We start from the raw sequence: 22,979 nt of genomic DNA, 5'->3' as shown, positions 1-22,979 counted from the left end.
TCCCCGTGTCCTCCGGAGGTGCCCCATGTCGACCCCGCGCAAAGGCCCTGTTTTGTCCACCTTGTTGTTGGCCTTGCTGGGCTGGCAGGCCAGCGGCGAGGCCGCCGTGCAGTGCCAGCGCACGCTGACGGCCAACGTGGTGGCCCTGGACCAGCCATTGATGTTCAACCGCCTTGGCGCGCAGAACGCCAACGGCATGATGTTCGCCCTGCGCCAGGACGTGGTGGACGAGCACCAGGTGCCCTTGAACAAGGGCGGCGCGGCGGTGCCGGGCAAAGTCACCCTGCGCCCGGACAAGCGCCCGCGGCCGATCGTGTTGCGGGTGGCCGCCGGCGACTGCCTGACGGTCAACCTGAGCAACCTGCTGGCCTACCAGGCCAACCCCAACAAGCACGGCATCCACCCCGAGGAACCCGAAGGTGAAGAGGGGGAGGAGACCGAGGTGCCGGAGGTCGAGGATGACGAAAACTTCGTCGCCGACCAGCAGGTGACCGATCGCCACACCGGCTTCCAGGTCAACGGCATGCAGGCGGTCAACAGCATCGCCGACATCGCCGCCAACACCGGGCGCAACGGCAACTTCCTGGTCGCCCCGGGCAGCACCCGCAGCTACACGCTGTACGCCGAGCGCGAAGGCGCCTTCGCCGTGTCCAGCCGTGGCGCGCCGTTCGGCGGCGAGGGCAACGCCGGCAACGTCGCCAATGGCCTGTTCGGGCAGGTGGTGGTGGTACCGAAAGGCGGGCGCACCTACCGCAACACCCTGACCGAAGAGGAAATGCGCCTGGCCACCACTGGGCGCACGGCCACCGGCCAGCCGGTGATCGACTACGAGGCGCGCTACCCGCAGGCCGAGCCGTGGATCGCCGAAGGCAAGGCCGGCAAACCGATCATCGCCATGATCGATGGCAACGAAATCCTCAACAGCGAAACCGACGCCATCGTCATGGGGCCCAACCCGGACGGTAGCTTCCCGAAAAACACCTATCCGCTGGAGAGCGTGGGCAAGCGCAACCCGGCGCTGCCCAACCGGCTGGAGGCATTCCGTGATTTCGCCGCGCAGTTCGCCGACGAAGTGGCCGGCACCCAGGCCTTCCCAGGCTATTGGGCAGACCCGGTAATGGGCCATGTGCTGGAGCCGGCCCGCGACTCGTTCATGATCAACTACGCCGCCGGCGGCATGGGCGCCGAAGTGGTGGCCAACCGGCTGGGCGTGGGGCCGATGCACGACTGCCTGTCGTGCGCCTATGAAGAGTTCTTCTTGAGTGCCCACACCGTCGGCGACATCGGCACGCTGGTGGACATCCCGGCCAACGTCGGGCTCGAGCACATTCGCCCGGGCGAGGTGCCGCCGGCCAGCGCGACGGGGGTGAAGGCGACCATGGCGCTGTACCCGGCCGAACCGGCCAACGTGCACCACAGCTATATCGGCGACTTCACCAAGTTCCGCAACACCCACAACGGCCACGAACAGCACATCTTCCACCTGCATGGCCACCAGTGGCTGTTCAACCCTAACGACGACAACTCCGACTATATCGATGCCCAGGGCATCGGGCCGGGCGTGGGCTACACCTACGAAATCGCCAACGGCGGCTCGGGCAACCGCAACCGCGTGGCGGGCGACGCTATCTATCACTGCCACTTCTACCCGCACTTCGCCCAGGGCATGTGGGCCATGTGGCGGGTGCACGATGTGTTCGAACCCGGTACTCGCCTGGCGGTGAGCGGCGAGGGCGCCAATGGTTACCACAGCACGCCGTTCGCCCTGCGCAATGGCAAGCCTGCCGCAGGCGCCCGGGCACTGCCGGACGGCGAGATCATCGCCGGCACGCCGATCCCGGCCATCGTGCCGCTGCCTGGCAAGGCCATGGCGCCGATGCCCGGCAAAGTGACCGTGGTGCCGAAGTTGTCGGAAACCCTGGTGGCCGAGCATGACGATGACGAGGAGGGTGATGACCATCCCAGCGAGCCTGCCACGCCACGCGCCGTTGGCTCCCTGGCCCTGGTCGACCGCAGCGAGACCAACCGCAACGCCGACGGCTCGCTGAAGAACCCCGGCTACCCGTTCTGGATCGGCGGCATGGAAAGCAGCGTCGGCCAGCGCCCGCCGACCCCGCCGCTGGACATGCTCGACCCGGCCCTGGCGCGCCAGCTCAAGGACAGCGGCAAGGCGCTGTGGGCCAACCTCGACCCCAACCAGGTCGATGGCTGGGACGGCGGCCTCGGTCGCCACGCGCTGGATGGCGTATCGGCCGGTGGCGAGGCGGTGACCACCACCACCAAACTCGACTTCTCCAAGGTGGTGCACAAGGCCAAGCCGATCTACCTGCCCGAGGAAGGCACCGAGGTCGAGCAGGCGGCCATGCAGTTCCACGCCAAGGCCGAGCACCCGAGCTTCGCCCTGATCCCCGGCAGCGCGCCGGTGGCCAAGGCGTTCCGCACCAACGGCGCCTTGCCCACGGCGGGCGCGCCGTACTACGAGCCGTGCATGGATGACCGTGGCAAGCGCCTGACCCAGTCCTCGGGCGTGGGCGAGTTCTTCAGCGGCGAGAACCTCACCGGCATGAGCTTCCGTGGCTCGTCCACCTTCACCGCCGACCGGCCGCGCATCTACAAGGCCGCCAACATCCAGTTCGACGCGGTATACAACAAGGTCGGCTACCACTTTCCGCAGGCGCGCATCCTCGCGCTGTGGGAGGACGCCTGGCCGGTGATCACCAAGCAGCGCCCACCAGAGCCGATGGTGCTGCGCATGAACACCTTCGACTGCACCCAATACGTGCATACCAACCTGATCCCGTCGTTCTACGAGATGGACGACTACCAGGTGCGCACGCCCACCGACGTGATCGGCCAGCATATCCACCTGCCCAAGTGGGACCTGACCGCCGCCGACGGCTCGGCCAATGGCTGGAACTACGAGGACGGGATCCTCTCGCCCGGTAGCGTGGTGGAGCGGGTGCATGCCATCCGTGCCTTCAACAACTGCACAGAAGGCGATGCCCGGGACGGCACCGCCGCCTGCCCGAAAGCCAAGCAGCACCCGTACTTCGGGCGCTTCGGCCGGGCCGACTGGCTCGGCGCACGCACGGCCATGCAGCGCTGGTTCGCCGACCCGTTGGTGAACGTGCATAACGTCGACCGTGGCCTGGGCACCATCTTCACCCACGACCACCTTGGCCCATCGACCCACCAGCAACTTGGGCTGTATGCCACCGTGCTGGCCGAGCCGGCCGGTTCCACCTGGTTCCACGCCGAGACGGGCGAGCAACTGTACAATCCGGCCACGCGCCAGGACGGCGGCCCGACCTCGTGGCAGGCGGTGATCCAGACCGGCGACCACGACGGCGATGGCAAGAACGACAGCTACCGCGAGTTCTTCCTCGAGTACAGCGACTTCCAGCACGCCTATGAAGCCGGCGTTTACGTGGGCGCCGGCCCCAACGGCATCCCCGACGGGCAGAGCTACCCGGCCACCGCCGACAGCTTCCGCTACGCCATCAACCCGCCGGTGCGCGGCAAGGCCTCGAACTTGCTGGAGGCCATCGTCGAGACCCGTGGCGGCCTCAACCCCGGCTGCCCGAGCCGGCCGTGCCCGCAGGCGATCTCGGTGGACGACCCGGGCATGTTTGTCGTCAACTACCGCAACGAGCCCCTGGCCCTGCGCGTGTTCGACCCGAACAAGGTCGGCCCCGACGGCAAGCGCGGCATGCAGGCCGACGGCCTGGGCGGCGACCTGGCCTACGCCCTGCAGACCCGCACCGACCGCGCCATCCCTGCGATGAACCTGGCACCGTCGGCGATCACCCAGGCGGTCGGGCCCACCGGTGGCACCACACTGTTCCCGCCGCACATCAACAAGGCCGGCAGCGAGCCGGGCGATCCGTTCACGCCGATGCTGCGCACTTACTCCGGCGACAACGTGCGCCTGCGCATGCACGCCGGTGGCCATGAAGAGGAGCACAACGTCACCCTGCACGGCGTGAAGTGGCTGCAGAACGGCTCGGGCTTCGGCAACAGCTCCAACTCGGGGTGGAAGTCGTCGCAGATGATCGGTATCTCCGAGCAGTTGGGCTTCATGGCGCCGGTGTCGATGATCTCCAGCTCCGCCGCCACCAACGGCGACTACCTGTACTCGCTGGACGCGGCCCTGGAGGGCTACTGGAACGGCATCTGGGGCATCATGCGCAACTACACCGCCCAGCGCGCCGACCTGTTCGCGCTGCCCAACAACCCGCAGCCGGTGGCCATGCGCAACACCGTGAACTTCGACGGCATCTGCCCGAAAACCACGGCCAACCCCACCGGCGTGGGCACCCGGCCGACGGTCAAGCGCAGCTATGAAGTGGTGGCGGCGCTGGCCAACGACATCCTCGAGAACCGCCAGGGGGTGAGCATCGGCGACCCGGCCGGGATCGGCCAGCATGTCGGTGGCCCGCTCAAGGCCAATGGCGGCACCCTGGTATTCAACAGCCGGCGCACCAGCATCCCGCTGGTCAGCGGGGTCGACCCGGAGGATGGCGAGACCTTCACCATCGGCGGCCACAGCGCGCCGCTGCACGACCCGACCGCCATCCTGTACGTGCGCAAGGCCGACCTCGACGCCAGCACCGGCAAGCTCAAGACCGGGGTGCCGGTGGAGCCGCTGATCCTGCGCGCCAACGCCGGCGACTGCATCAGCATCACCCTGGAGAACCGCCTGCCGCTGGTGATGCCGGACCTGCCCAGCACCGCGGTGATGCACAACGTGGTCAAGCGCAACCGTTTCGACAGCGAAGGCGCGACCGCCTTCGCCAACAACCTGATGCGCCCGTCCAGCCACGTCGGGCTGCACGCCCAGCTGCTGGCCTACGACATCACCAAGTCGGACGGCGTCAACGTCGGCCTCAACCCGGTGCAGACCGTGCCACCGCGCAGTGGCGGCAGCGGTGCCTGGCCGACCAAGGTGTACCAGTATTACGCCGGGCACCTGGAGCGTGAGGGCAAGCCGACCCTGCAACTGGGGCGCACGGTGGACAACATCAACACCACCGCCATCGAGTTCGGCGGCCTCAACCTTACCCCGGCGGATGTCATCAAGCAGCCGCAGAAGGGCCTGGTGGGTGGCATGAGCATCCTGCCGCAGACCGCCACCTGGACCGAGGACACGGCCAGCCGCGCCCAGGCCACGGTGAAGGTCAGCGGCCAGCCGGACTACCGCGACTTCGTCACGGTCTGGCAGCGGGCGTTGAACATGCGCTGGGCCGATGGTCGCCCGGTGGCGGGTATCAATACCGAGGGCAATGGCGCGGCGGGCGACCCGCAGGACAACGGCAACATGGCGGTGAACTACAAGACCGAGCCGCTGTGGCTGCGCTTCGGCGTGGCGCCGGACGCGCCGTTCGGCCGGGCCGACGGGCTTGGGTTCGCCGACATCCCCAATGTGCACATGGCCTACAGCAACGCCCTGGTCGGCGCTGATCCGCAGACCCCGGTGCTGTATGCCAAGCCGGGGCAGCCGGTGCGCAACCATATCGTGATGCCCAGTGGCGGAAGCCGTGGCATGACCTACCAGCTCGATGGGCATGTTTGGCCGTTGCACAACTACCAGGCCGAGAAGAGCGATGTGGATGGCTACCCCATGGGGTTGCCGGGCATTGGCTCGGTGCGCTTCGGCTACAACCCGATGGCGATGTATATAGGTGCCCAGGAGAGCGTGCTGCCGGCGGCGCACTTCAGCTTCATGCTGCCGAGTGCGGGCGGGGCCAATGCGGTGCCGGGGGATTACCTGTTCCGCGACTATGCGGCGTATGGGAATACCTCGGGGTTGTGGGGGATCCTGCGGGTGACCAACGAGGCGCCGCCGGCGGTGGCGCCGGCGCAGTGAATGAAGCCAACAGATATTAGTCGAAAGAGATGCAGCGCCCATGAGATCGAGCGCCGCCCGCGCGGCGCATCGCGGATGAATCCGCTCCTACAGTTGTTGCAACGTGCCGCACCTTGAAACCGCGCCGTACAAACAAGGCGGACCGGGTGTTCTTTCAGACATAACTGGCCCGAAACAAACGTAGGAGCGGATTCATCCGCGATGCGCCGCGCGGGCGGCGCTCGATCTCGAGAGCGCAACAAGGCTAACGCCAAGCACCTGTCCGCCCCAACGCGGTCTTTCCCGCCCCGAACCCTACATCGATTGCAACGTGCCGCACCTGCAAGGCCATGGTTGCCAGCCTTGGTGCATGACACGAGCCGGGCGGGGCGTCGGTAGCGCCAGCCGAAAAACCGCGCCGTACAAACAAGGCGGACCGGGTGTTCTTTCAGGCATAACCGGCCCGAAACAAACGTAGGAGCGGATTCATCCGCGATGCGCCGCGCGGGCGGCGCTCGATCTCAAGAACGCAACAAGGCTAACGCCAAGCACCTGTCCGCCCCAACGCGGTCTTTCCCACCCCGAACCATCAGATTTAACCGCTTTCTTGTAGTCCCTTTCCCAAAGATAATCCGCAAGCCGTTTTTCCGTTGCGGTGGCAATCAGTGCCCTCTAGTCTCGCCGGGTCGCTGCAATCAGCGACGCGACTTTGACAGGTCGCGATGAACTGTATGCGTACGGTCTGCCCTCAACGGTGGCTGTGCGTAGGGCACGTTCGCGTGCGCCGGTCTTCTCAGTTCCTCCGGTCTGTCAACCTACGCACAGCTGCCACCCACCTGTCTGACAGCAGGCGGATGGTCGCTCGACTGAGGAACTGAGAATGCTGAAGATAGTCCCCGATCCCCCCACCATCCTTGAAGACACCCTCGTCCAAACCGCCGAGCACGTCCACTGCGCCCTGGCCGTCGCCCAGCAGTCCATCCAGCTCATTTCCCGTTCTCCCGGCTCGATGCTCGTGCTGGCTGCTTTGCACGAGATGGAAACGGTGAAGGCCTTGCTGGATTCGGCACTGGCCCAAGTGCAGATGCCCCTGTCGCCACCCACCCTGCACTGATGGCTGAACTACCCACTTCAAGGAGATCCCCATGACGCCAGAAGACCCCAACACCACCGTCGGCCAGACCCGCTTCTACCAGGGTGAAAACAACACCCAACCGCTGTTCTGCATCGAGCCCGGCATCCCATGCCGGCACGCCCGCGAACAATCCTCCGAACTGATGGACTGCGTGCGCCACCTGACCCTGGTCGGGGTGATGGAGAACGACCAACGCATGGTCTGGGCGGCCCACTACCTGAGTGCCTTGGCCAAGGCGCTGATGGATGATGCCGAGCTGGGCATGGCGCATTGAGCATTGGGGCTGCTTTGCAGCCCATCGCGGGTGAACCCGCTCCTACAGGGTTTGCGGCTATCACAGATCCTGTAGGAGCGGGTTTACCCGCGATGGGCCGCGCAGCGGCCCCAGCTGCCCACCCCCGCCTTCGGGGAATCCCCTTGGGGATTGCTCCCCAACTTTCTCGCATTGCTTCTCCAACCCACTGATCTAAAAGCACTTCATCAGTGGCACAGCGCTTGCTACTCCCTCCACAGAACCCTAGCCCCCCGTGGAGGTGCAGCATGGTCATCCCGCTCGAAGGTGCCGCTCCGTGCGCGCCGCATCCAACCCGATACCACCGAGGCGCGCCAACATGAGCGGCAAGGTGCGCCCGGCTTACCTGGGGCTGCTGATCGGCCTGGCGTTGATCGGCCTGGGCGTGGCCTACGAAAAACTCTGGTGCGACCCCCGCGAACTGCTGCAGGAAACCGCTGATCCCCAGGCCGAACACCGCCTCAGCCGCGACGGCGTGACCGTGGAGTTCGAGGCCAGCCCCCTGGCCGGCAGTGAACTGCGCGAGGGCGACTTCGCCAATATCCGCTTCAAGGTCAGCGACCAGAGCAGCGGCCAGCCGCTGTCGGGCATGGCCCCCGGTGCCTGGCTGGACCCCGCCCAGTCGGCACCACCCGGCGATCGCGACAGCAGTTGCAAGGCGCGGGTAGCGCTGTTCCTCAAAAGCAGCATCGGCGCGCGGCCACTGCTGGACCTGAACAGCTACTTCCTGTTGGTGCTGAACAAGGACGCCAGCCTGACCGTGATCGACCCGACTGTCTCGGTGGGCGGCGTCACCAGCACCCTGGCGCGCATCGACCTGCCGGGCCGGCCCATGGACTGGGTGGCCACCGGCGACGACAAGCAGGTGTTCGTGTCGATGCCCGAACGCGGCCAGGTGGCGCTGATCGACACCGAGACCTTCCGCCGCGTGGCCCTCCTCGAAGCCGGCGCGCAGCCGTTGCGAGTGGCGCTGCAGCCCGACCAGCGCCTGCTGTGGGTGGGCAACAACAGCGACGACCCGGCCAAAGGCGGGGTGACAGTGATCGACGTGCCCAGCCGCACCACGCTGAAGTCGTTCAGCACCGGCTCCGGGCACCACGAGATCGCCTTCAGCGCCGACTCGCGCTATGCCTTCGTCAGCAACCGCGACGCCGGCACCCTGAGCGTGATCGACATCACTGAGATGCGCCTGGCCAAGACCCTGGAAGTGGGCCCGCAGCCCTTGTCAGTGACCTACTCGCCACTGTCCCAGGCGGTGTATGTGGTCGATGGCCAGGAAGGCACGGTGCGGGTGATCGATGCCCGCAGCCACCAGCCACGGCACACGGTCAAAGCCGAGCAGGGCCTGGGGCCGATGCGCTTCAGCGGCGACGGGCGCTTTGGCGTGGTGCTCAACACCCTGGAAAACCAGGCGCTGGTGATCGACGCCAGTACCGACCAGTTGATCCACCGCATCCCCGTGGCGGCCGAGCCGTACCAGCTGACCTTCACCAAGGCCTACGCCTATGTGCGCGGCCTGGCCTCGCCCAAGGTGAGCATGATCAACCTGGCCAGCCTCGGCCAGGGCCGCACGCCGATCGTCCAGGGCTTCGAGGCCGGCCGCGCCGCGCCGCGCCAGGCCGGCGACCTGCCGCTGGCCCAGGGGTTGAGCGTGTCCCGCGACGACAACGCGGTGTTCGTGGTCAACCCGGTGGACAACACCACCTACTTCTACGCAGAAGGCATGAACGCGCCGATGTCCGGCTACAACAACCGTGGCCACCAGGCCCGCGCGGCGATCGTCATCGACCGCAGCCTGCGCGAGGTGGCGCCCGGGGTGTATGGCTCGACGGTGAGGCTGCCGGCGGCTGGCACCTTCGACGTGGCGTTCTTGCTCAACCAGCCGCAGATCATCCATTGCTTCAGCACGGTGGTGGCGGCGCTGCCCCAGGCCAGCGGCCACAAGGCCGTGCGCGCCGAGTTCCTCGGTATCGACCGGCCACTGCTGCAGCACAGCCCGTTCATGGCACGGGTGCGCATCCTGGGTGAGGACGGCAAGCCGCGCACGGGCCTGGGCGACCTGAGCCTGCGCTACTTCCTGGCGCCGTCGTCGCTGCCGCGCAACCTGCCGCTCGACGAAGTGGGCGAGGGCGAGTACCAGGCCGCGTTGACACTGCCCGAAGCCGGCGCCTGGTACCTGCATGTGCAGTCGCCGAGCCTGGGGCGCAAGTTCGCCGAAGAAAACTACACCAGCCTGCGGGTCCTGCCGGCCGCCGCGGCGCCTACCGCTTCCCAAGGGGAACCCAGGAGTGTGCGATGAACGCCAACCATCCTCGCCAACTGATCGCCCTGAGTCTGCTGCTGGCCAGCCAGCTGACCCTGGCCCATGGCGGGCACGACCATGGTGGGCCGCCCGCGCCACCGTCGGCGGCCCACCAGGAGAAGGCCAGCCTGCGCTTCGCCGACGTGCCGCTGCTCGACCAGGACGGCATGCCGGTGCGCCTGGAGCAGGACCTGGTGGGTGACCGCCTGGTGGTCATGGGCTTCATCTACACCAGCTGCACCACGGTGTGCCCGGTGGTGTCGTCGATCATGGGCAAGGTCCAGCAGCAACTGGGCGGGCGTGTCGGGGAGGAAATCCGCCTGGTGTCGATCAGCGTCGACCCGCAGCGTGACGATGCCAAGCGCCTGGCCAGCTATGCCAGGGCCTTCCAGCACGGGCCGGGCTGGAGCTGGCTGACCGGTTCGCCCTACGCGATCAGCGAGACGCTCAAGGGGTTGGGCAGCTTCAGCGCCAACCTCAGCGAGCACCCGCCGCTGATCCTGGTGGGCGACGGCCGCACCGGGCACTGGACGCGCTATTACGGCTTTACCGACCCCAATGTGCTGATCACCGAGATCAACCGCCTCAGTGCGCGACGGGTGCACGCCAAGACCACGGCCATCGCCGGCCAGGAGGTGCAGCCATGAGCAGCCTGAGCCCACGCCCTGCGGGCATGCGCAGTTTCGACTGGGTGGTGCTGGTGGCCTGTTTGTGGATCCTCGCCTCGGTGGCCTATGCCCACGAAGGCCACGCTCCGCCGCCGCAGCCCGCGCCCCAGACCATGGTCAGCGGCGGCGGTACGCGTGATGCGCGGACCTGGTTCACCGACACCGTGCTCAAGGACCAGAACGGCCGCGAACTGCGCTTCTACAGCGACGTACTCAAGGACAAGGTGGTGATGCTCAATGTCATGTTCACCCACTGCAACGATGCCTGCCCGCTGATCACCCGCAAGCTGCGCGAAGTGCGCGAGGCCATGGGCGCGGAGCTGGCGGCGCAGGTGACCTTCGTCTCGGTGAGCAGCGACCCGCTCAACGACACCCCCGAGGCGCTCAAGGCCTTTGCCGTGAAGCAGGGCGTGGACGGGCCCAACTGGGTGTTCCTGACCGGCGACAAGGCCAGCGTCGACCTGGTGCTGGGGCGCCTCGGGCAGTTCCTGCCCAGCCCCGAGCAGCACTCGACGCAACTGATCGCCGGGGATGTGGCGGGCAAGCGCTGGAGCAAGATCCGCCCCGACGCGCCGCCTGCGGCGATTGCCCAGCGCATGCAACTTCTGACGCAGCCATTGGCAGGGCGGTGATTATCATGAGCTGCAGGGCCAGTGGGCGACACGGCGGTTGTGGGCGCGAAGGTCTTGTATTGGCTGCGCTGGCCCATTCGCCGGCAAGGCCGGCTCCTACAGGCATCAGGGCGTTGTGCTGTTACTGGGCCCTGTGCCTGATGTTGTGCAACACGGCTCAAGCTCTCGACCTGACGGCCCAGGAGCTGGCGGGTAAACGTCTGTACCGCGAAGGGCTCTCCAGCAGCGACGCCCAATTGCTGGCCCGGGTCGGCGCCAGCGACATGACGGTACCCGCCAGCGTGTTGCCTTGCGCCAGTTGCCACGGCAACGACGGGCGTGGCCGTAGCGAAGGTGGGGTGCGACCACCAAGCCTTGACTGGCAGCGCCTGGCCCTCGGACCTGGAGTGCGCGAAACCAACAGCCGACGCTACCCGGCTTACACAGAGAAAAGCCTCGTGCGTGTCATCCAAAGTGGTATCGACCCTGCCGGCAACCGCCTGAACCCGGCCATGCCGCGCTTCGAGCTGAGCCTGGCTGACCAGCGCAATCTCACTGCCTATCTCAAGCGCCTGGACGAGGAACGCGACCCTGGGGTGGAGGAGGGTGTCTTGCGCTTGGGCACGCTGCTGCCGGAAAGCGGCCCCCTGGCCGAGGCCGGGCGTGTGGTGCGGGCGGTGCTGGAGGATGGCGTCGCCCAGATCAACCAGCAGGGCGGCGTGCATGGGCGGCGCTTGCAGCTAGTTGCGCTGGACCCCGGGTACGAGCCGGCCAGCACCGGGCAAGCCTTGGACACGCTGTTGCGCCAGGAGCAGGTGTTCGCCTTGATCGCGCCATTGGCACCTCAGCTCGACAGCGCCACGCTGGCTCGGGAAGGCGTGCCCCTGGTGGGCAGTACGCCGCGTGACGGCGGTGGTGCGCAGGTGTTCGACCCGCTGCCTTCGCTGCCCGAGCAGTTGCTCAGCCTGGCGCTGCATGCCCGTGATGGGCTCGGCATGCCCACCGATGCCTTGCAGGTGGTCTATGCCGGTGAGGACCAGGCGGCCGCTGCCACTGCGTTGCTGATCCGCTTGCGCAGCCTGGGTGTTGCCTTGCCTGAGGCGCAGGCATTCAACGGTCAGGCACCGAGCGGTGAGGGCATTCTTTTTCTCGGTCGCGCGCCGGCTTTTGCCGAACTGGCCGCGACGTTACAGGCGCAGGGGCGAACACCTTACTTGTTCGCCGCGTCCAGCCAGGTGGCCAGCGTTGTGCCGACGCTTTCGGCGCAATGGTCGCAGCGTCTGTTGCTGGCGTACCCGTTTGTCCCAGGTGATTGGACCGACACTGGCCGGGCGACGCTGGCCGGGGTTCGGCAACGCCAGGGGCTGGATGCCAGGCAGGCATCGCTGCAGGTCGGCACCCTGTGTGCGTGGAAGTTGCTTACCGACGCGTTGAAAAAGATTGGGCGGGATGCCAGCCGTGAGCAGTTGATCGCAACCTTGGAGCAACTGCACGCGGTCGACACCGGCCTCACCCCACCTCTGGGGTTTGGTCCGGGACGACGCCAGGGCATGGCCGGCGCCCATGTGGTCGCGGTGAGCCTGCCGGGGCCCGGCTTCACCGAGGTTGCGCCCTATCGTCCTGCGCCGCAGGCGCCATGAATGGGGCCTGTAGGAGCGGCTTCAGCCGCGATGAATGCAACACGGTGCAGGGCACCCGCTGCGCGGGTGATCGCGGCTGAAGCCGCTCCTACAAGGGGCGCACCAGATCAATGAGGAGGTTGCCATGCGTATTCTGCTGCTGTGCCTGCTGCTGGGCGTCACCCCGGCAATCTTTGCCGACGCCCCTGTGGCCCGGGTGAATGGCGTGGAGATCGGCGCGCTGCGCCTGGAGCGCTACTTCACCGAATATCTCCAGGCCCAGGGGCGGGCGGTGGCGAGCATCCGCAACCCCAACCTGTACCAGCGCCTGCGCGAGCAGGCCCTGGACGAGTTGATCGACAAGGAGCTGCTGTGGCAGGAGGCGCGCCGGCAAGGCATCGTCATCGACGATGAGCAGGTGAGGGCGCGGCTCGCCGAAGTCGAGGCTGCTTTCGGCAGCCCGGCCGTGTTCGCCCGCCGCCTGGAAGCCGCAGGCTTCGATCGCGACAGCTTCGCTGACTACACTCGTCATGAGATGGCCGCCCAGGAAGCGTTCGCGCGGCTGACCGTGGTCGACGAGCCCAGCGCCGCCGAAATCGCGGCCTTCCAACACGCCAATCGGCACAGACTGCAAGGGACGCAGAACCAAAGTGATAATGCTTTTGTCTTACCGGAACAGGGCCAGCGCCAGGCCAGGGACGCACTCGTCGCGCAGTTGCAGGCCCAGGCCCGCCAGGCCACGCGCCAACGTTTGCGCGAATCCGCTACAGTGGAGCGCGCTGACTGAGCGGCCCGCCAAGGCGTTTCCCCAACTGTGGGGAAAGCGGGTTTGGCCAAATGCCATCACTTCCCCGGTTATGGGGGAGTGCGCGCCCGCAAGCCCTTGTCGATACAAAAATATCCATAAGAAACAGTTAGTTGAACGTGGTGCGCAATGACCCTTCATGCCTGGCACGAAGCCTGCTCAAGCCTCTACAAGGCCGCACTTCGCAGACCGGGAGACCGGGCAGTTCATGGGAGTGGACCTTGGTGAACAGAGTATTGGTAGTCGACGACGAACAGACCCTTGCGCAGAACCTGCAGGCGTATCTGCAGGCGCAAGGCCTGGAAGTCCATGTCGCCCACGACGGCGCCAGCGGCATCAGCGAGGCTGAAACCCTGGCACCGGATGTGATCGTGCTGGACTATCGCTTGCCCGACATGGAGGGGTTTCAGGTCCTGGAGACCGTGCGCAGGAACAGGCAGTGCCATTTCGTGCTGATCACCGCCCACCCGACCGTCGAGGTGCGTGAGCGGGCCGCCGAACTGGGAGTGAGCCATGTCCTGTTCAAGCCGTTCCCGCTGATGGAACTGGCCCGCGCGATCTTCGACCTGATGGGCATCGAGCGCCAGCGCAGGGCCACGGACCGCCCGGCCGAGGGTTTCGTCGAACGCCGCCAGAACCGGAACGAGACGTTCCCCCTGCAGTTGTACGATGGCAGCTGGGTCCTGGCCGACCGCCGACGCAACGGTGGCCAGCCCCCCGAACCTGACGACCAACTGCTCACCGGGGAATAGCGGCGCCCGCGGCCACTTCCCCAGCCTGCGACGCGCCCCTGAGCGGAGTCGCAGGCCATGTCCCAGGCATTCGATACAGACGCACAGCAAGCGCAGGGCTACTCCCGCGATCTCCTGAGCCAGGCCCGCGCCCAGGCGGGTGAAGACCGCCTGCTGACCCACCTCGAACGCCTCGCTAACGACCCGCCCGCCACCTTCACCCAACGCCTGGCCGCCACCCTGCATTACCCGGTGCTCGATACCCAGGCCTTGTTCGCCAGCAAGCCGGCCTTCGATCAGGTCAACCTGGCCCAGTGCCTGAAACACGAATGCGCGCTGGTCGAACACCAAGGGCAACTGGTCGGTGTGTTCGCCGACCCCTTCGACAGTGCCCGGCTGGCCTGGGTCGACGACTGCCTGCAGGGCGCGCCGCTGTACCTGACCCACGCCGCCGACCTGGCGGCGTTCCTGGCGCGTCACGAGGAGAGCTTCCATGCCGTCGATACCCTCGACAGCAACGCTGAGGCCGGCACTGACACCGACCCGCTGCAACGCCTGTCGCTGACCAGCATCAGCGAAGACCAGAGCCAGGTGGTCAAGCTGGTCAACGCCACCCTCTACGACGCCCTCAAGCAGCACGCCAGCGATATCCACCTGGGCATGACCGGCCAGGGCCTGACCATCAAGTACCGCATCGACGGCGTGCTCAACGGCGCCGGCAAGGCCAGCGGCAGCGCCTTCGCCGAGCAGGTGATCTCGCGGATCAAGGTGATGGCCGAGCTGGACATCGGCGAGAAACGCATCCCCCAGGACGGCCGCTTCAAGGTGGCCATCGGCGAGCGCCAGATCGACTTTCGCGTGTCGATCATGCCGAGCATCTTCGGCGAGGACGCGGTGCTGCGGGTGCTCGACAAGCAGGACCTGTCGGACAAGGTCAGCGGCGTGCAGCTGCAGGCCCTGGGCTTCGAGGAACACACCCTGCGCGCCCTGCGCCGGCTGGCCAGCGAGCCCTACGGCATGATCCTGGTCACCGGCCCCACCGGCAGCGGCAAGACCACCACGCTGTACGCCATGCTCAGCGAGATCAACCACGGCGTCGACAAGATCATCACCATCGAGGACCCGGTCGAGTACCAGCTGCCCGGGGTGTTGCAGATCCCGGTCAACGAGAAGAAGGGCCTGACCTTCGCCCGCGGCCTGCGCTCGATCCTGCGCCACGACCCGGACAAGATCCTGGTCGGCGAGATCCGCGACCCGGACACCGCGCAGATCGCCGTGCAGTCGGCGCTTACCGGGCACCTGGTGTTCACCACCATCCATGCCAACAACGTGTTCGACGTGATCGGCCGTTTCAGCCAGATGCAGGTCGACCCCTACAGCTTCGTCTCGGCGCTCAACGCCGTGCTGGCCCAGCGCCTGGTGCGCCTGGCCTGCCCGCACTGCGCGGTGGCCTGCGTGCCGGACGACGAGCTGCTCGCGGCCTCGGGGCTGAGCCGTGACGCAGTGGAAGGCTGGCGGTTCATGCGCGCCCAGGGCTGCGGCCAGTGCCGCGGCAGCGGCTATCGCGGGCGCAGCGCCATCGCCGAACTGCTGCACCTGGACGACGACCTGCGGCAGCTGATCGTCGAGCGCCGGCCCCTGGCGCAGATCCGTCAACTGGCCTGCCAGCGCGGCCTTCGCCTGCTGCGGGCCTCGGCCCTGGACCTGGTCCGTGCGGGCCGCACCACACTTGAGGAGATCAACCGTGTCACATTCATTGCCTGATCACTATTGCGCCATGCTCGGCGCCGAGGGTGTCGGCCTGGGCGGCTGGCACGGTCGTCATCATCACTGGCTGGGCAGTCGGCCGTTCGACTGCCAGGCCGCGCAACCGGCCTGGGGCGCGGCACTTGCCGCTCTCGATGAGCTGCTCGCCGCGCACCCGGTGAAGGGTGGGCAGTTGCGGGTGTTGCTGTCGGCACGCTTCAGCCGCTTCTGCCTGGTGCCCTGGAGCGCTGCCATCGCCACGCCGCGCGAGCTGGACACCTATGCCCGGGCCTGTTTCGAGCACCTTTACGGGCAGCCACTGGATGACTGGCGCATCGTGCTGTCGCCGGAGCCTGCCGGTGCCGCACGGATCGCCACGGCACTGCCTGAGGCGCTGCTGCAGGGCTTGCGCGAACTGGGCCGGGAGCGCCGCTTGAGCCTGCGTTCGGTACAGCCTTACCTGATGGCCGCCTACAACCGCTGCGCGGCGCAGATGGCGCAGGGGGATTTCCTCTTCGTGCTCGCCGAGCCACGCCGCAGCGTGCTGCTGCTGGCCGCTGACGGCGCCTGGCAACAGGTGCTGGCCCAGGGCTGCGCCGACACCGACCAGGCCCTGCAGGCGTTGATCGCGCGCACCTGCGAGTTGTATGGCGGGCAGCCGCCACGGGTCTACCTGCATGCGCCCGGGCGGCAGGCGGTCGCGGATATCGGTGCGGTGCAGTTGTGCCCGCCGGCCGTCGAGGCCGATCCGCTGTGCGCCATGTGGCGGGCGGTGGCCTGACATGCGCCGCCTCGACCTGGAATTCCAACCCCGGCGCAACGGCTCGCTGGCCTGGGCACTGCTGGCCCTGGGGGGCGCCGCGCTGGCGGTACTGGTGCTGGCCCAGCAACAGCTGGTGAATGAGCAGACGGGCCTGGAAGCCCGTGTGCACCAGCTCGAACTGCAACTTGGCCGCCGCCCGGCCAGCGCCGCTGCGCAAAGCAGCGCGGTGGTCCGCGAGCAGGCCGAGCGCCTGGCGCAGATGCGCAGCGTGTCGCAGCAACTGCAACGGCCCTGGCAACAGCTGTTCGCCATGCTCGAGGCCATGCCCCAGGAGGATGTGGCGCTGCTCAGCCTCACGCCCGATGCGCGTAAAGGGCAGGTGCGCATCACCGCCGAGGCCCGCGACCTGGAGGCCATGTTGCAGTACCACCAGCGCCTGGAACGCAGCGAAGCGCTGTCGGACGTGTCGCTGCTCAACCACGAGATCGTCGCCGGGCAGGCCGAGCATCCGGTGCGTTTCAACCTCACCTCCACCTGGGAGACCGGCCATGCGCGTCCCTAGCCTGATCCTGCATGAGGCCGTCCAGCGCCTGGGGCGCGTGGGGTTGGCCGCGATCCTGATGGCCCTGATGGTCGTGGCGGTGGCCCTGGCCGGGGTGCTGCCGCTGTGGCAGCAGGTGCGCGAGCTGCGCGCCAGCGAGGCGGACGCCAGTGTCCAGGTACAGCGCCTGGCGCGTGGCGAGCTGAAGGTCCAGGTGCAGCCTGAGCAACAGGCGCTGGACGATCTGCGCCAGCAACTGCCCGGCCAGCCCCAGGCCAGCGAGCTGATCGAACGCCTGTACCGGCTGGCCGAGGCCGAGCGCATCAGCCTGGCGCGTGGTGAATACGCGTTGGGCGTCGATCCCAAGACCCAGCTGGCGCGTTACCAGATCGTCCTGCCAGTGCGCGGCAGCTACCCGCAGATCCGCGGGTTTCTCAAGGCGCTGCTGGGCCAGTTGCCGACCCTGGTGCTGGAGGATCTGGAGCTGCAACGCAAGCGGATCGGCGAGCGTGAGCTTACCGGGCGGGTACGCATGACCCTTTACCTGTCGAGGTCGTGATGAACATTCAGCGCGTGGTGTTGTGGGGTGGGTTTCTTGGCTTGAGCGCGGCGTTGGCTTGGGCGCCGGGGCATTGGTTCGGCGAGGAAGACGAGTTGGCTCCAATCGCGGCTGAAGCCGCTCCTACAGGGGCGGCGATGGTCACCGAATATGTAGGAGCGGCTTCAGCCGCGAAAGGGCCGGCACAGGCTTCCAGGGACCTGTTCCCGGCCCAGCAATGGACCCCACCGCCAACCCTGGCCACCGTCACCGAACAACCCGTGGTCACCGCCCCCGTAGTGGCCACACCCACGGCGCCGGCGCTGCCGTTCCAGTTCGTCGGCCGCCTGGGCGACCGCGACGACCTGCAGGTGTTCCTGCAGAACGGCGAGAAGCTCTACGTCGTGCGCCAGGGCGACGTGATCGAAGACACCTACCGCCTCGACCGGGTCTCGGCCAGCGAGCTGAACCTGGTCTACCTGCCACTGCACCAGCCACAGACCCTGTCTGTAGGGAGCGCACCATGAAGCCTTCGAAGTCGTGCAAGCCTGCGCCGTTCCTGCTGCTGGCCCTGTGCGTGGCCATCGCCGGATGCGGCTCCAGCGCGGTACGCAAGGACAGCGCGGAACTGATGAAGGAGGGCCAGTACGAGGCCGGCATCGCCCGGCTGGAAGAAGCCTTGCGCGATGACCCGCGCGACACCGAACTGAACATTGCCCTGGCCCATGGCCGTCAGGCGGCGGTCGAGGCGCTGCTGGGCCAGGCCGACAGCGACCGTATCCGCCACGACTTCGCCGGTGCGCGCATGGGCTATGGCCGGGTGCTGACCCTCGAACCGAACAACCGCCGTGCGCAAGAGGGCATCCGCCAGCTGGAACTGATCCGCACCCTCGACGAGCGGGTCGCCCTGGGCCAGGCGGCGCTGCGCCAGGGCGACCTGTTCGGTGCCGAGCGCTATATGCGCGAGGTGCTGCGCCTGGACCCGCAGAACCAGAAGGGGATCATGCTGCGCAGCGACATCGAGAACGTCCAGGCGCGCACCGCCCAGCCGTTCCCGCAGTTGCGCAGCAAGCTGGAGCGCCCGGTCACCCTGGAGTTTCGCGACGCCAACCTGAAGACCATCTTCGAGGTGCTGGCCCAGGTCGCCGGGATCAACTTCATCTTCGACCGTGACCTGCGCCCGGACATGAAGGCCACCATCTTCGTGCGCGAGGTGCGCATCGAGGACGCCGTGGCGCTGTTGCTGGAGCAGAACCAGCTGCGCCAGAAGATCGTCAACGACAACACCCTGCTGGTCTACCCGGACTCGCCGCAGAAGACCAAGGACTACCAGGAACTGGTCATGCGTACCTTCTACCTGACCAGCATCGACGCCAACACCGCGATGAACATGCTCAAGACCATGCTCAAGACCCGTGACGTGTTCGTCGACGAGCGCCTCAACACCCTGACCATGCGCGACACCCCCGACGCGGTGCGCATGGCCGAGAAGCTGCTGCAGTCCCAGGACCAGTCCAACCCCGAGGTGGTGCTGGAGGTGGAGGTGATGGAAGTGGCCACCTCGCGCATCCTTGACCTGGGCCTGCAATGGCCCAACACCTTCGGCGTGCTGACCAGCGACGGCAAGTCGGTCAGTGTGCTCGACCAGTTGCGCGGCATCGACTCCAGCCGCATCAGCATCTCGCCGGCGCCGCAAGCCAAGATCAACGCCCAGGACAAGGACATCAACACCCTGGCCAGCCCGGTGATCCGGGTCAGCAACCGTGAGCAGGCACGCATCCACATCGGCCAGCGCGTGCCGATCATCAGCGCCACTTCCGTCCCGTCCACCCAAGGGCCGGTGATCACCGAAAGCGTCACCTACCTCGACGTCGGCCTGAAGCTCGAGGTGCAGCCCACCGTGCACCTGAACAACGAGGTGGCGATCAAGGTGGCGCTGGAGGTGAGCAATGCCACGCCGCTGGAGGCGACCCGCCAGGGCACCATCCCGGTCCAGGTCGATACCCGCAATGCCCAGACCAGCCTGCGCCTGCACGACGGCGAGACCCAGGTGCTGGCCGGGCTGGTGCGCAACGACCACAACGCCAGTGGCAACAAGATCCCGGGGCTGGGGGACATTCCCGGCCTGGGCCGGTTGTTCGGCAGCAACAAGGATGACATGAGCAAGTCCGAGCTGGTGCTGGCGATCACCCCGCGCATCGTGCGCAACCTGCCGTACCAGAGCCCCTCGGACATGGAGTTCGGCACCGGCACCGAGTCGAGCATGCAGGTGCGGCAGATGGCCCGGCCATTGCCCGCGAGCGATGGCGACGCACAACCGGGTAGCGTGCCCATGGTCGAAGGCCAGATGGCCGTGGTGCCGCGGCCATGAACCGCCAGCAGGGTTTCAGCCTGATCGAGGTGGTGCTCACCCTGGCATTGCTGGGCCTGCTTGCCAGCATGGCCGCGCCGCTGACCGAGACCGTGGTGCGCCGTGGCAAGGAACAACAGCTGCGCGAAGCCCTGTACCAGATCCGCGACGCCATCGACGCCTACAAGCGCGCCTTCGACGCCGGCTATATCGAGAAGCGCCTGAACGCCAGCGGTTACCCGCCAAGCCTGCAGGTGCTGGTCGAGGGCGTGCGTGACGTGCGCAGCGCCAAGGGCGCGCGGTTCTACTTCCTGCGGCGCATCCCCCATGACCCGCTGCGCCCGGCCAAGGCCGACGACCAGGGCGGCTGGGGGCTGCGCGCCTACGACAGCAGCGCCGACAACCCGCGCGAAGGCGAGGACGTGTTCGACGTGTATTCCACCGCCACGGGCAAAGGCCTGAACGGCATCCCCTACGGGCAATGGTGACCGTGATGAAACACAACCAAGGTTTCACCCTGATCGAGCTGCTGGTGGTGATGGCGATCATCGCGACCCTGATGACCATCGCCTTGCCGCGCTACTTCAACAGCCTGGAGGCATCCCGCGAGGCGACCCTGCGCCAGAGCCTGGCGGTGCTGCGCGAGGCCCTGGACCACTACTACGGCGACACCGGGCACTACCCCGATTCCCTCGAGCAACTGGTGGAGCAGCGCTACCTGCGCAACACCCCGGTCGACCCGATCAGCGAACGCCGCGATGGCTGGCAACTGCTGCCGCCGCCCGAAGGCGTGGCGGGCGGCGTGGCCGATATCAAGAGCGGAGCCAGCGGGAGGGCGCGCGATGGCAGCCTCTATGCCGAATGGTGAAGCCGGCTTCACCTACCTGGGCGTGCTGCTGCTGATTGCGCTCAGCAGCGTGGCCCTGGCCGCCACCGGCACGCTGTGGGCCACCCGTGCCCAGCGCGAGCACGAGCGCCAGCTGCTGTGGGTGGGCGGCCAGTACGCCCAGGCCCTGCGCAGCTACTACCGCGCCTCGCCGGGGCTGGCCCAGTACCCGCAGGACCTGGGCGAGTTGGTCGAGGATAACCGCTTCCCCACCCCGCGCCGGCATATCCGCAGGCTGTACCCCGACCCGCTGACCGGCAGCGATGACTGGGGCCTGCTGCGCGCGGTCGATGGCCGCATCACCGGTGTGCACAGCCGTTCCGCTGCGCTGCCACTCAAACGCAGCGGCTTCGATGCCCAGTGGAGCGGTTTCGAGGGGCTGGAGCACTACAGCGACTGGCAGTTCGTGGCCGAGCAGGCCTTCGCCGAAGGCGCCGGTGGCGCGCGCCGGCACAACGGCCCGGGAGACGCGCCATGAACCGCCTGGTCATCGCCCTGTGGCTGTGCCTGGTGTTGCCGGGCCAGGCAAGTGCCGGCGACGAGGACGAGATGATGGGCTTCATCGTCGACAACACCATCTCGCACATCGGCCACGACTTCTATTACGCCTTCAGCGACCGGCTGCGCGCCACCAGCCGGCTGGATTTCAACCTGGTGGTGCGCGAGCGCCCGGATGCCCGCTGGGGCAGCCTGGTGACGGTGGAGTACGACCGCGAGGTGGTGTACCGGCGCTTCCTGCCGCCCAACACCACGCAACTGAACGACGAGGCCATCGAGGCCGCGGACCTGGTCCGCCAGCAGATCGTCCAGCGCAAGCTGCAACGGCTGCTGCAGGACACAACCGACCTGGAGAGGGACGAGCTATGAGCACCCATACCCCCCTGCGTATCGCCGCCTGCCTGCTGGCTGCCAGCCTCGCCGGCCAGGCCCTGGCCACGGAGCTGGTGTACACGCCGGTGAACCCGGCGTTCGGCGGCAACCCGCTGAACGGCACCTGGCTGCTCAACAACGCCCAGGCGCAGAACGACCACGACGACCCCGATCTCAAGGACCGTGCCTCGGCATTCGCCGGCACCAGCGCCTTGGAGCGCTTCAGCAACCAACTGGAGTCGCGGTTGCTGGGGCAGTTGCTGGACAACATCGGCAATGGCAAGGGCGGCAGCATGGCCACCGACGCCTTCCTCATCGATGTGCTCGACGACTCGGGGGCCCTGAGCATCCGGGTCACCGACCGCGCCACGGGGGAAGTCTCGATCATCGACGTGAGCGGCCTGAACCCCTGAGAGGGACAGGGCCATGACTGGGGAGAGAACACCATGAAACGCCTGCTGAGCACGTTGCTGATCCTCGCCGCCCTGCAAGGCTGCGGCCTGCGCGAGCCGATGCCCGCCGAACAGGATGCCGAGACCCCGACCCTGACGCCACGGGCCTCGACCTACTACGACCTGATCAACATGCCTCGCCCGCGCGGGCGGCTGATGGCGGTGGTGTACGGTTTCCGCGACCAGACCGGGCAGTACAAGCCGACCCCGGCCAGCTCGTTCTCCACCAGCGTCACCCAGGGCGCGGCGAGCATGTTGATGGACGCGCTCAATGCCAGCGGCTGGTTCGTGGTGCTCGAACGCGAGGGCCTGCAGAACCTGCTGACCGAGCGCAAGATCATCCGCGCCTCGCAGAAGAAGCCCGATGTCGCCGAGAACATCCAGGGCGAACTGCCGCCGCTGCAGGCCGCCAACCTGATGCTCGAAGGCGGCATCATCGCCTACGACACCAACGTGCGCAGCGGCGGCGAGGGTGATCGCCTACGACACCAACGTGCGCAGCGGCGGCGAGGGTGCGCGCTACCTGGGCATCGACATCTCCCGCGAGTACCGGGTCGACCAGGTGACCGTGAACCTGCGCGCGGTGGACGTGCGCACCGGGCAGGTACTGGCCAACGTGATGACCAGCAAGACCATCTATTCGGTCGGGCGCAGCGCCGGGGTGTTCAAGTTCATCGAGTTCAAGAAGCTGCTGGAAGCCGAAGTGGGCTACACCACCAACGAGCCGGCGCAGCTGTGTGTGTTGTCGGCAATCGAGGCCGCGGTGGGGCACTTGCTGGCCCAGGGCATCGAGCGGCGGTTGTGGCAGGTGGCGGGGGATGGGGC

General features: G+C 67.3%; 20 protein-coding genes and 1 pseudogene. All 21 read left to right on the top strand.

The features are described 5' to 3' along the window. Window positions 1-25: 25 nt before the first annotated feature. Window positions 26-5,866 carry a manganese-oxidizing multicopper oxidase MnxG gene (mnxG, locus tag P5705_RS13960; RefSeq protein WP_277461407.1) on the top strand — a complete coding sequence of 1,947 codons (5,841 nt, stop codon included), beginning with the start codon at window positions 26-28 and terminating at the stop codon, window positions 5,864-5,866. An 859-nt stretch (window positions 5,867-6,725) separates the two neighbouring features. Beyond that, on the top strand, window positions 6,726-6,959 hold the full coding sequence (locus P5705_RS13955) for a hypothetical protein (RefSeq protein ID WP_277461406.1): 234 nt from the start codon (window positions 6,726-6,728) through the stop codon (window positions 6,957-6,959). 31 nt (window positions 6,960-6,990) lie between these two features. Next, a complete protein-coding gene (locus tag P5705_RS13950; RefSeq protein WP_011534025.1) occupies window positions 6,991-7,254 on the top strand; it encodes a DUF3077 domain-containing protein in 264 nt (87 codons plus the stop codon). 337 nt (window positions 7,255-7,591) lie between these two features. Then, complete coding sequence (locus tag P5705_RS13945) at window positions 7,592-9,571, top strand: cytochrome D1 domain-containing protein (RefSeq protein WP_277461405.1); 1,980 nt, start codon at window positions 7,592-7,594, stop codon at window positions 9,569-9,571. After that, a complete protein-coding gene (locus P5705_RS13940; RefSeq protein ID WP_277461404.1) occupies window positions 9,568-10,221 on the top strand; it encodes an SCO family protein in 654 nt (217 codons plus the stop codon). Before P5705_RS13945 ends, P5705_RS13940 begins: the two co-directional genes overlap by 4 nt. Next, a complete protein-coding gene (locus tag P5705_RS13935) occupies window positions 10,218-10,874 on the top strand; it encodes an SCO family protein (protein ID WP_277461403.1) in 657 nt (218 codons plus the stop codon). The genes P5705_RS13940 and P5705_RS13935 overlap by 4 nt, the downstream gene beginning before the upstream one ends. Window positions 10,875-11,014: 140 nt before the next feature. Continuing rightward, window positions 11,015-12,493: a cytochrome c/ABC transporter substrate-binding protein gene (locus P5705_RS13930; protein WP_277461402.1), complete on the top strand. Its 1,479-nt coding sequence runs from the start codon at window positions 11,015-11,017 to the stop codon at window positions 12,491-12,493. Window positions 12,494-12,617: 124 nt separating this feature from the next. Beyond that, window positions 12,618-13,259 (top strand): SurA N-terminal domain-containing protein, encoded by a 642-nt coding sequence (locus tag P5705_RS13925; protein ID WP_277461401.1) that lies wholly within the window; start codon window positions 12,618-12,620, stop codon window positions 13,257-13,259. A gap of 239 nt (window positions 13,260-13,498) precedes the next feature. Further along, window positions 13,499-14,029, top strand: coding sequence for a response regulator (locus tag P5705_RS13920; protein WP_277461400.1), 531 nt, complete (start codon window positions 13,499-13,501; stop codon window positions 14,027-14,029). Window positions 14,030-14,086: 57 nt separating this feature from the next. Then, entirely contained in the window at window positions 14,087-15,772 is a 1,686-nt protein-coding gene (locus P5705_RS13915) for a GspE/PulE family protein (protein WP_277461399.1), read from the top strand. Next, window positions 15,753-16,535, top strand: a complete 783-nt coding sequence (locus P5705_RS13910) for a hypothetical protein (protein WP_277461398.1) — start codon at window positions 15,753-15,755, stop codon at window positions 16,533-16,535. The genes P5705_RS13915 and P5705_RS13910 overlap by 20 nt, the downstream gene beginning before the upstream one ends. Before the next feature lies 1 nt (window position 16,536). Beyond that, a complete protein-coding gene (locus P5705_RS13905) occupies window positions 16,537-17,079 on the top strand; it encodes a PilN domain-containing protein (protein ID WP_277461397.1) in 543 nt (180 codons plus the stop codon). Beyond that, window positions 17,066-17,617 (top strand): type 4a pilus biogenesis protein PilO, encoded by a 552-nt coding sequence (gene pilO / locus P5705_RS13900; protein ID WP_277461396.1) that lies wholly within the window; start codon window positions 17,066-17,068, stop codon window positions 17,615-17,617. Before P5705_RS13905 ends, pilO begins: the two co-directional genes overlap by 14 nt. Continuing rightward, window positions 17,617-18,123, top strand: coding sequence for a hypothetical protein (locus P5705_RS13895; protein ID WP_277461395.1), 507 nt, complete (start codon window positions 17,617-17,619; stop codon window positions 18,121-18,123). The genes pilO and P5705_RS13895 overlap by 1 nt, the downstream gene beginning before the upstream one ends. Continuing rightward, window positions 18,120-19,967 carry a secretin N-terminal domain-containing protein gene (locus P5705_RS13890; RefSeq protein WP_277461394.1) on the top strand — a complete coding sequence of 616 codons (1,848 nt, stop codon included), beginning with the start codon at window positions 18,120-18,122 and terminating at the stop codon, window positions 19,965-19,967. The genes P5705_RS13895 and P5705_RS13890 overlap by 4 nt, the downstream gene beginning before the upstream one ends. Further along, entirely contained in the window at window positions 19,964-20,434 is a 471-nt protein-coding gene (locus tag P5705_RS13885) for a type II secretion system protein (protein WP_277461393.1), read from the top strand. Before P5705_RS13890 ends, P5705_RS13885 begins: the two co-directional genes overlap by 4 nt. A 5-nt stretch (window positions 20,435-20,439) precedes the next feature. Beyond that, entirely contained in the window at window positions 20,440-20,814 is a 375-nt protein-coding gene (locus P5705_RS13880; protein WP_277461392.1) for a type II secretion system protein, read from the top strand. After that, window positions 20,789-21,310: a type II secretion system protein gene (locus tag P5705_RS13875; RefSeq protein ID WP_277461391.1), complete on the top strand. Its 522-nt coding sequence runs from the start codon at window positions 20,789-20,791 to the stop codon at window positions 21,308-21,310. Before P5705_RS13880 ends, P5705_RS13875 begins: the two co-directional genes overlap by 26 nt. Beyond that, on the top strand, window positions 21,307-21,699 hold the full coding sequence (gene csgE, locus P5705_RS13870; protein WP_277461390.1) for a curli production assembly/transport protein CsgE: 393 nt from the start codon (window positions 21,307-21,309) through the stop codon (window positions 21,697-21,699). Before P5705_RS13875 ends, csgE begins: the two co-directional genes overlap by 4 nt. Further along, on the top strand, window positions 21,696-22,115 hold the full coding sequence (locus P5705_RS13865) for a curli assembly protein CsgF (RefSeq protein ID WP_277461389.1): 420 nt from the start codon (window positions 21,696-21,698) through the stop codon (window positions 22,113-22,115). Before csgE ends, P5705_RS13865 begins: the two co-directional genes overlap by 4 nt. Window positions 22,116-22,148: 33 nt before the next feature. After that, window positions 22,149-22,979 (top strand): annotated as a pseudogene (locus tag P5705_RS13860) (CsgG/HfaB family protein); the annotation flags it as partial.

It is taken from the genome of Pseudomonas entomophila (assembly GCF_029478665.1).
Lineage (GTDB): Bacteria > Pseudomonadota > Gammaproteobacteria > Pseudomonadales > Pseudomonadaceae > Aquipseudomonas > Aquipseudomonas entomophila_F.
This window is presented reverse-complemented; position numbering and strand designations above follow the sequence as displayed.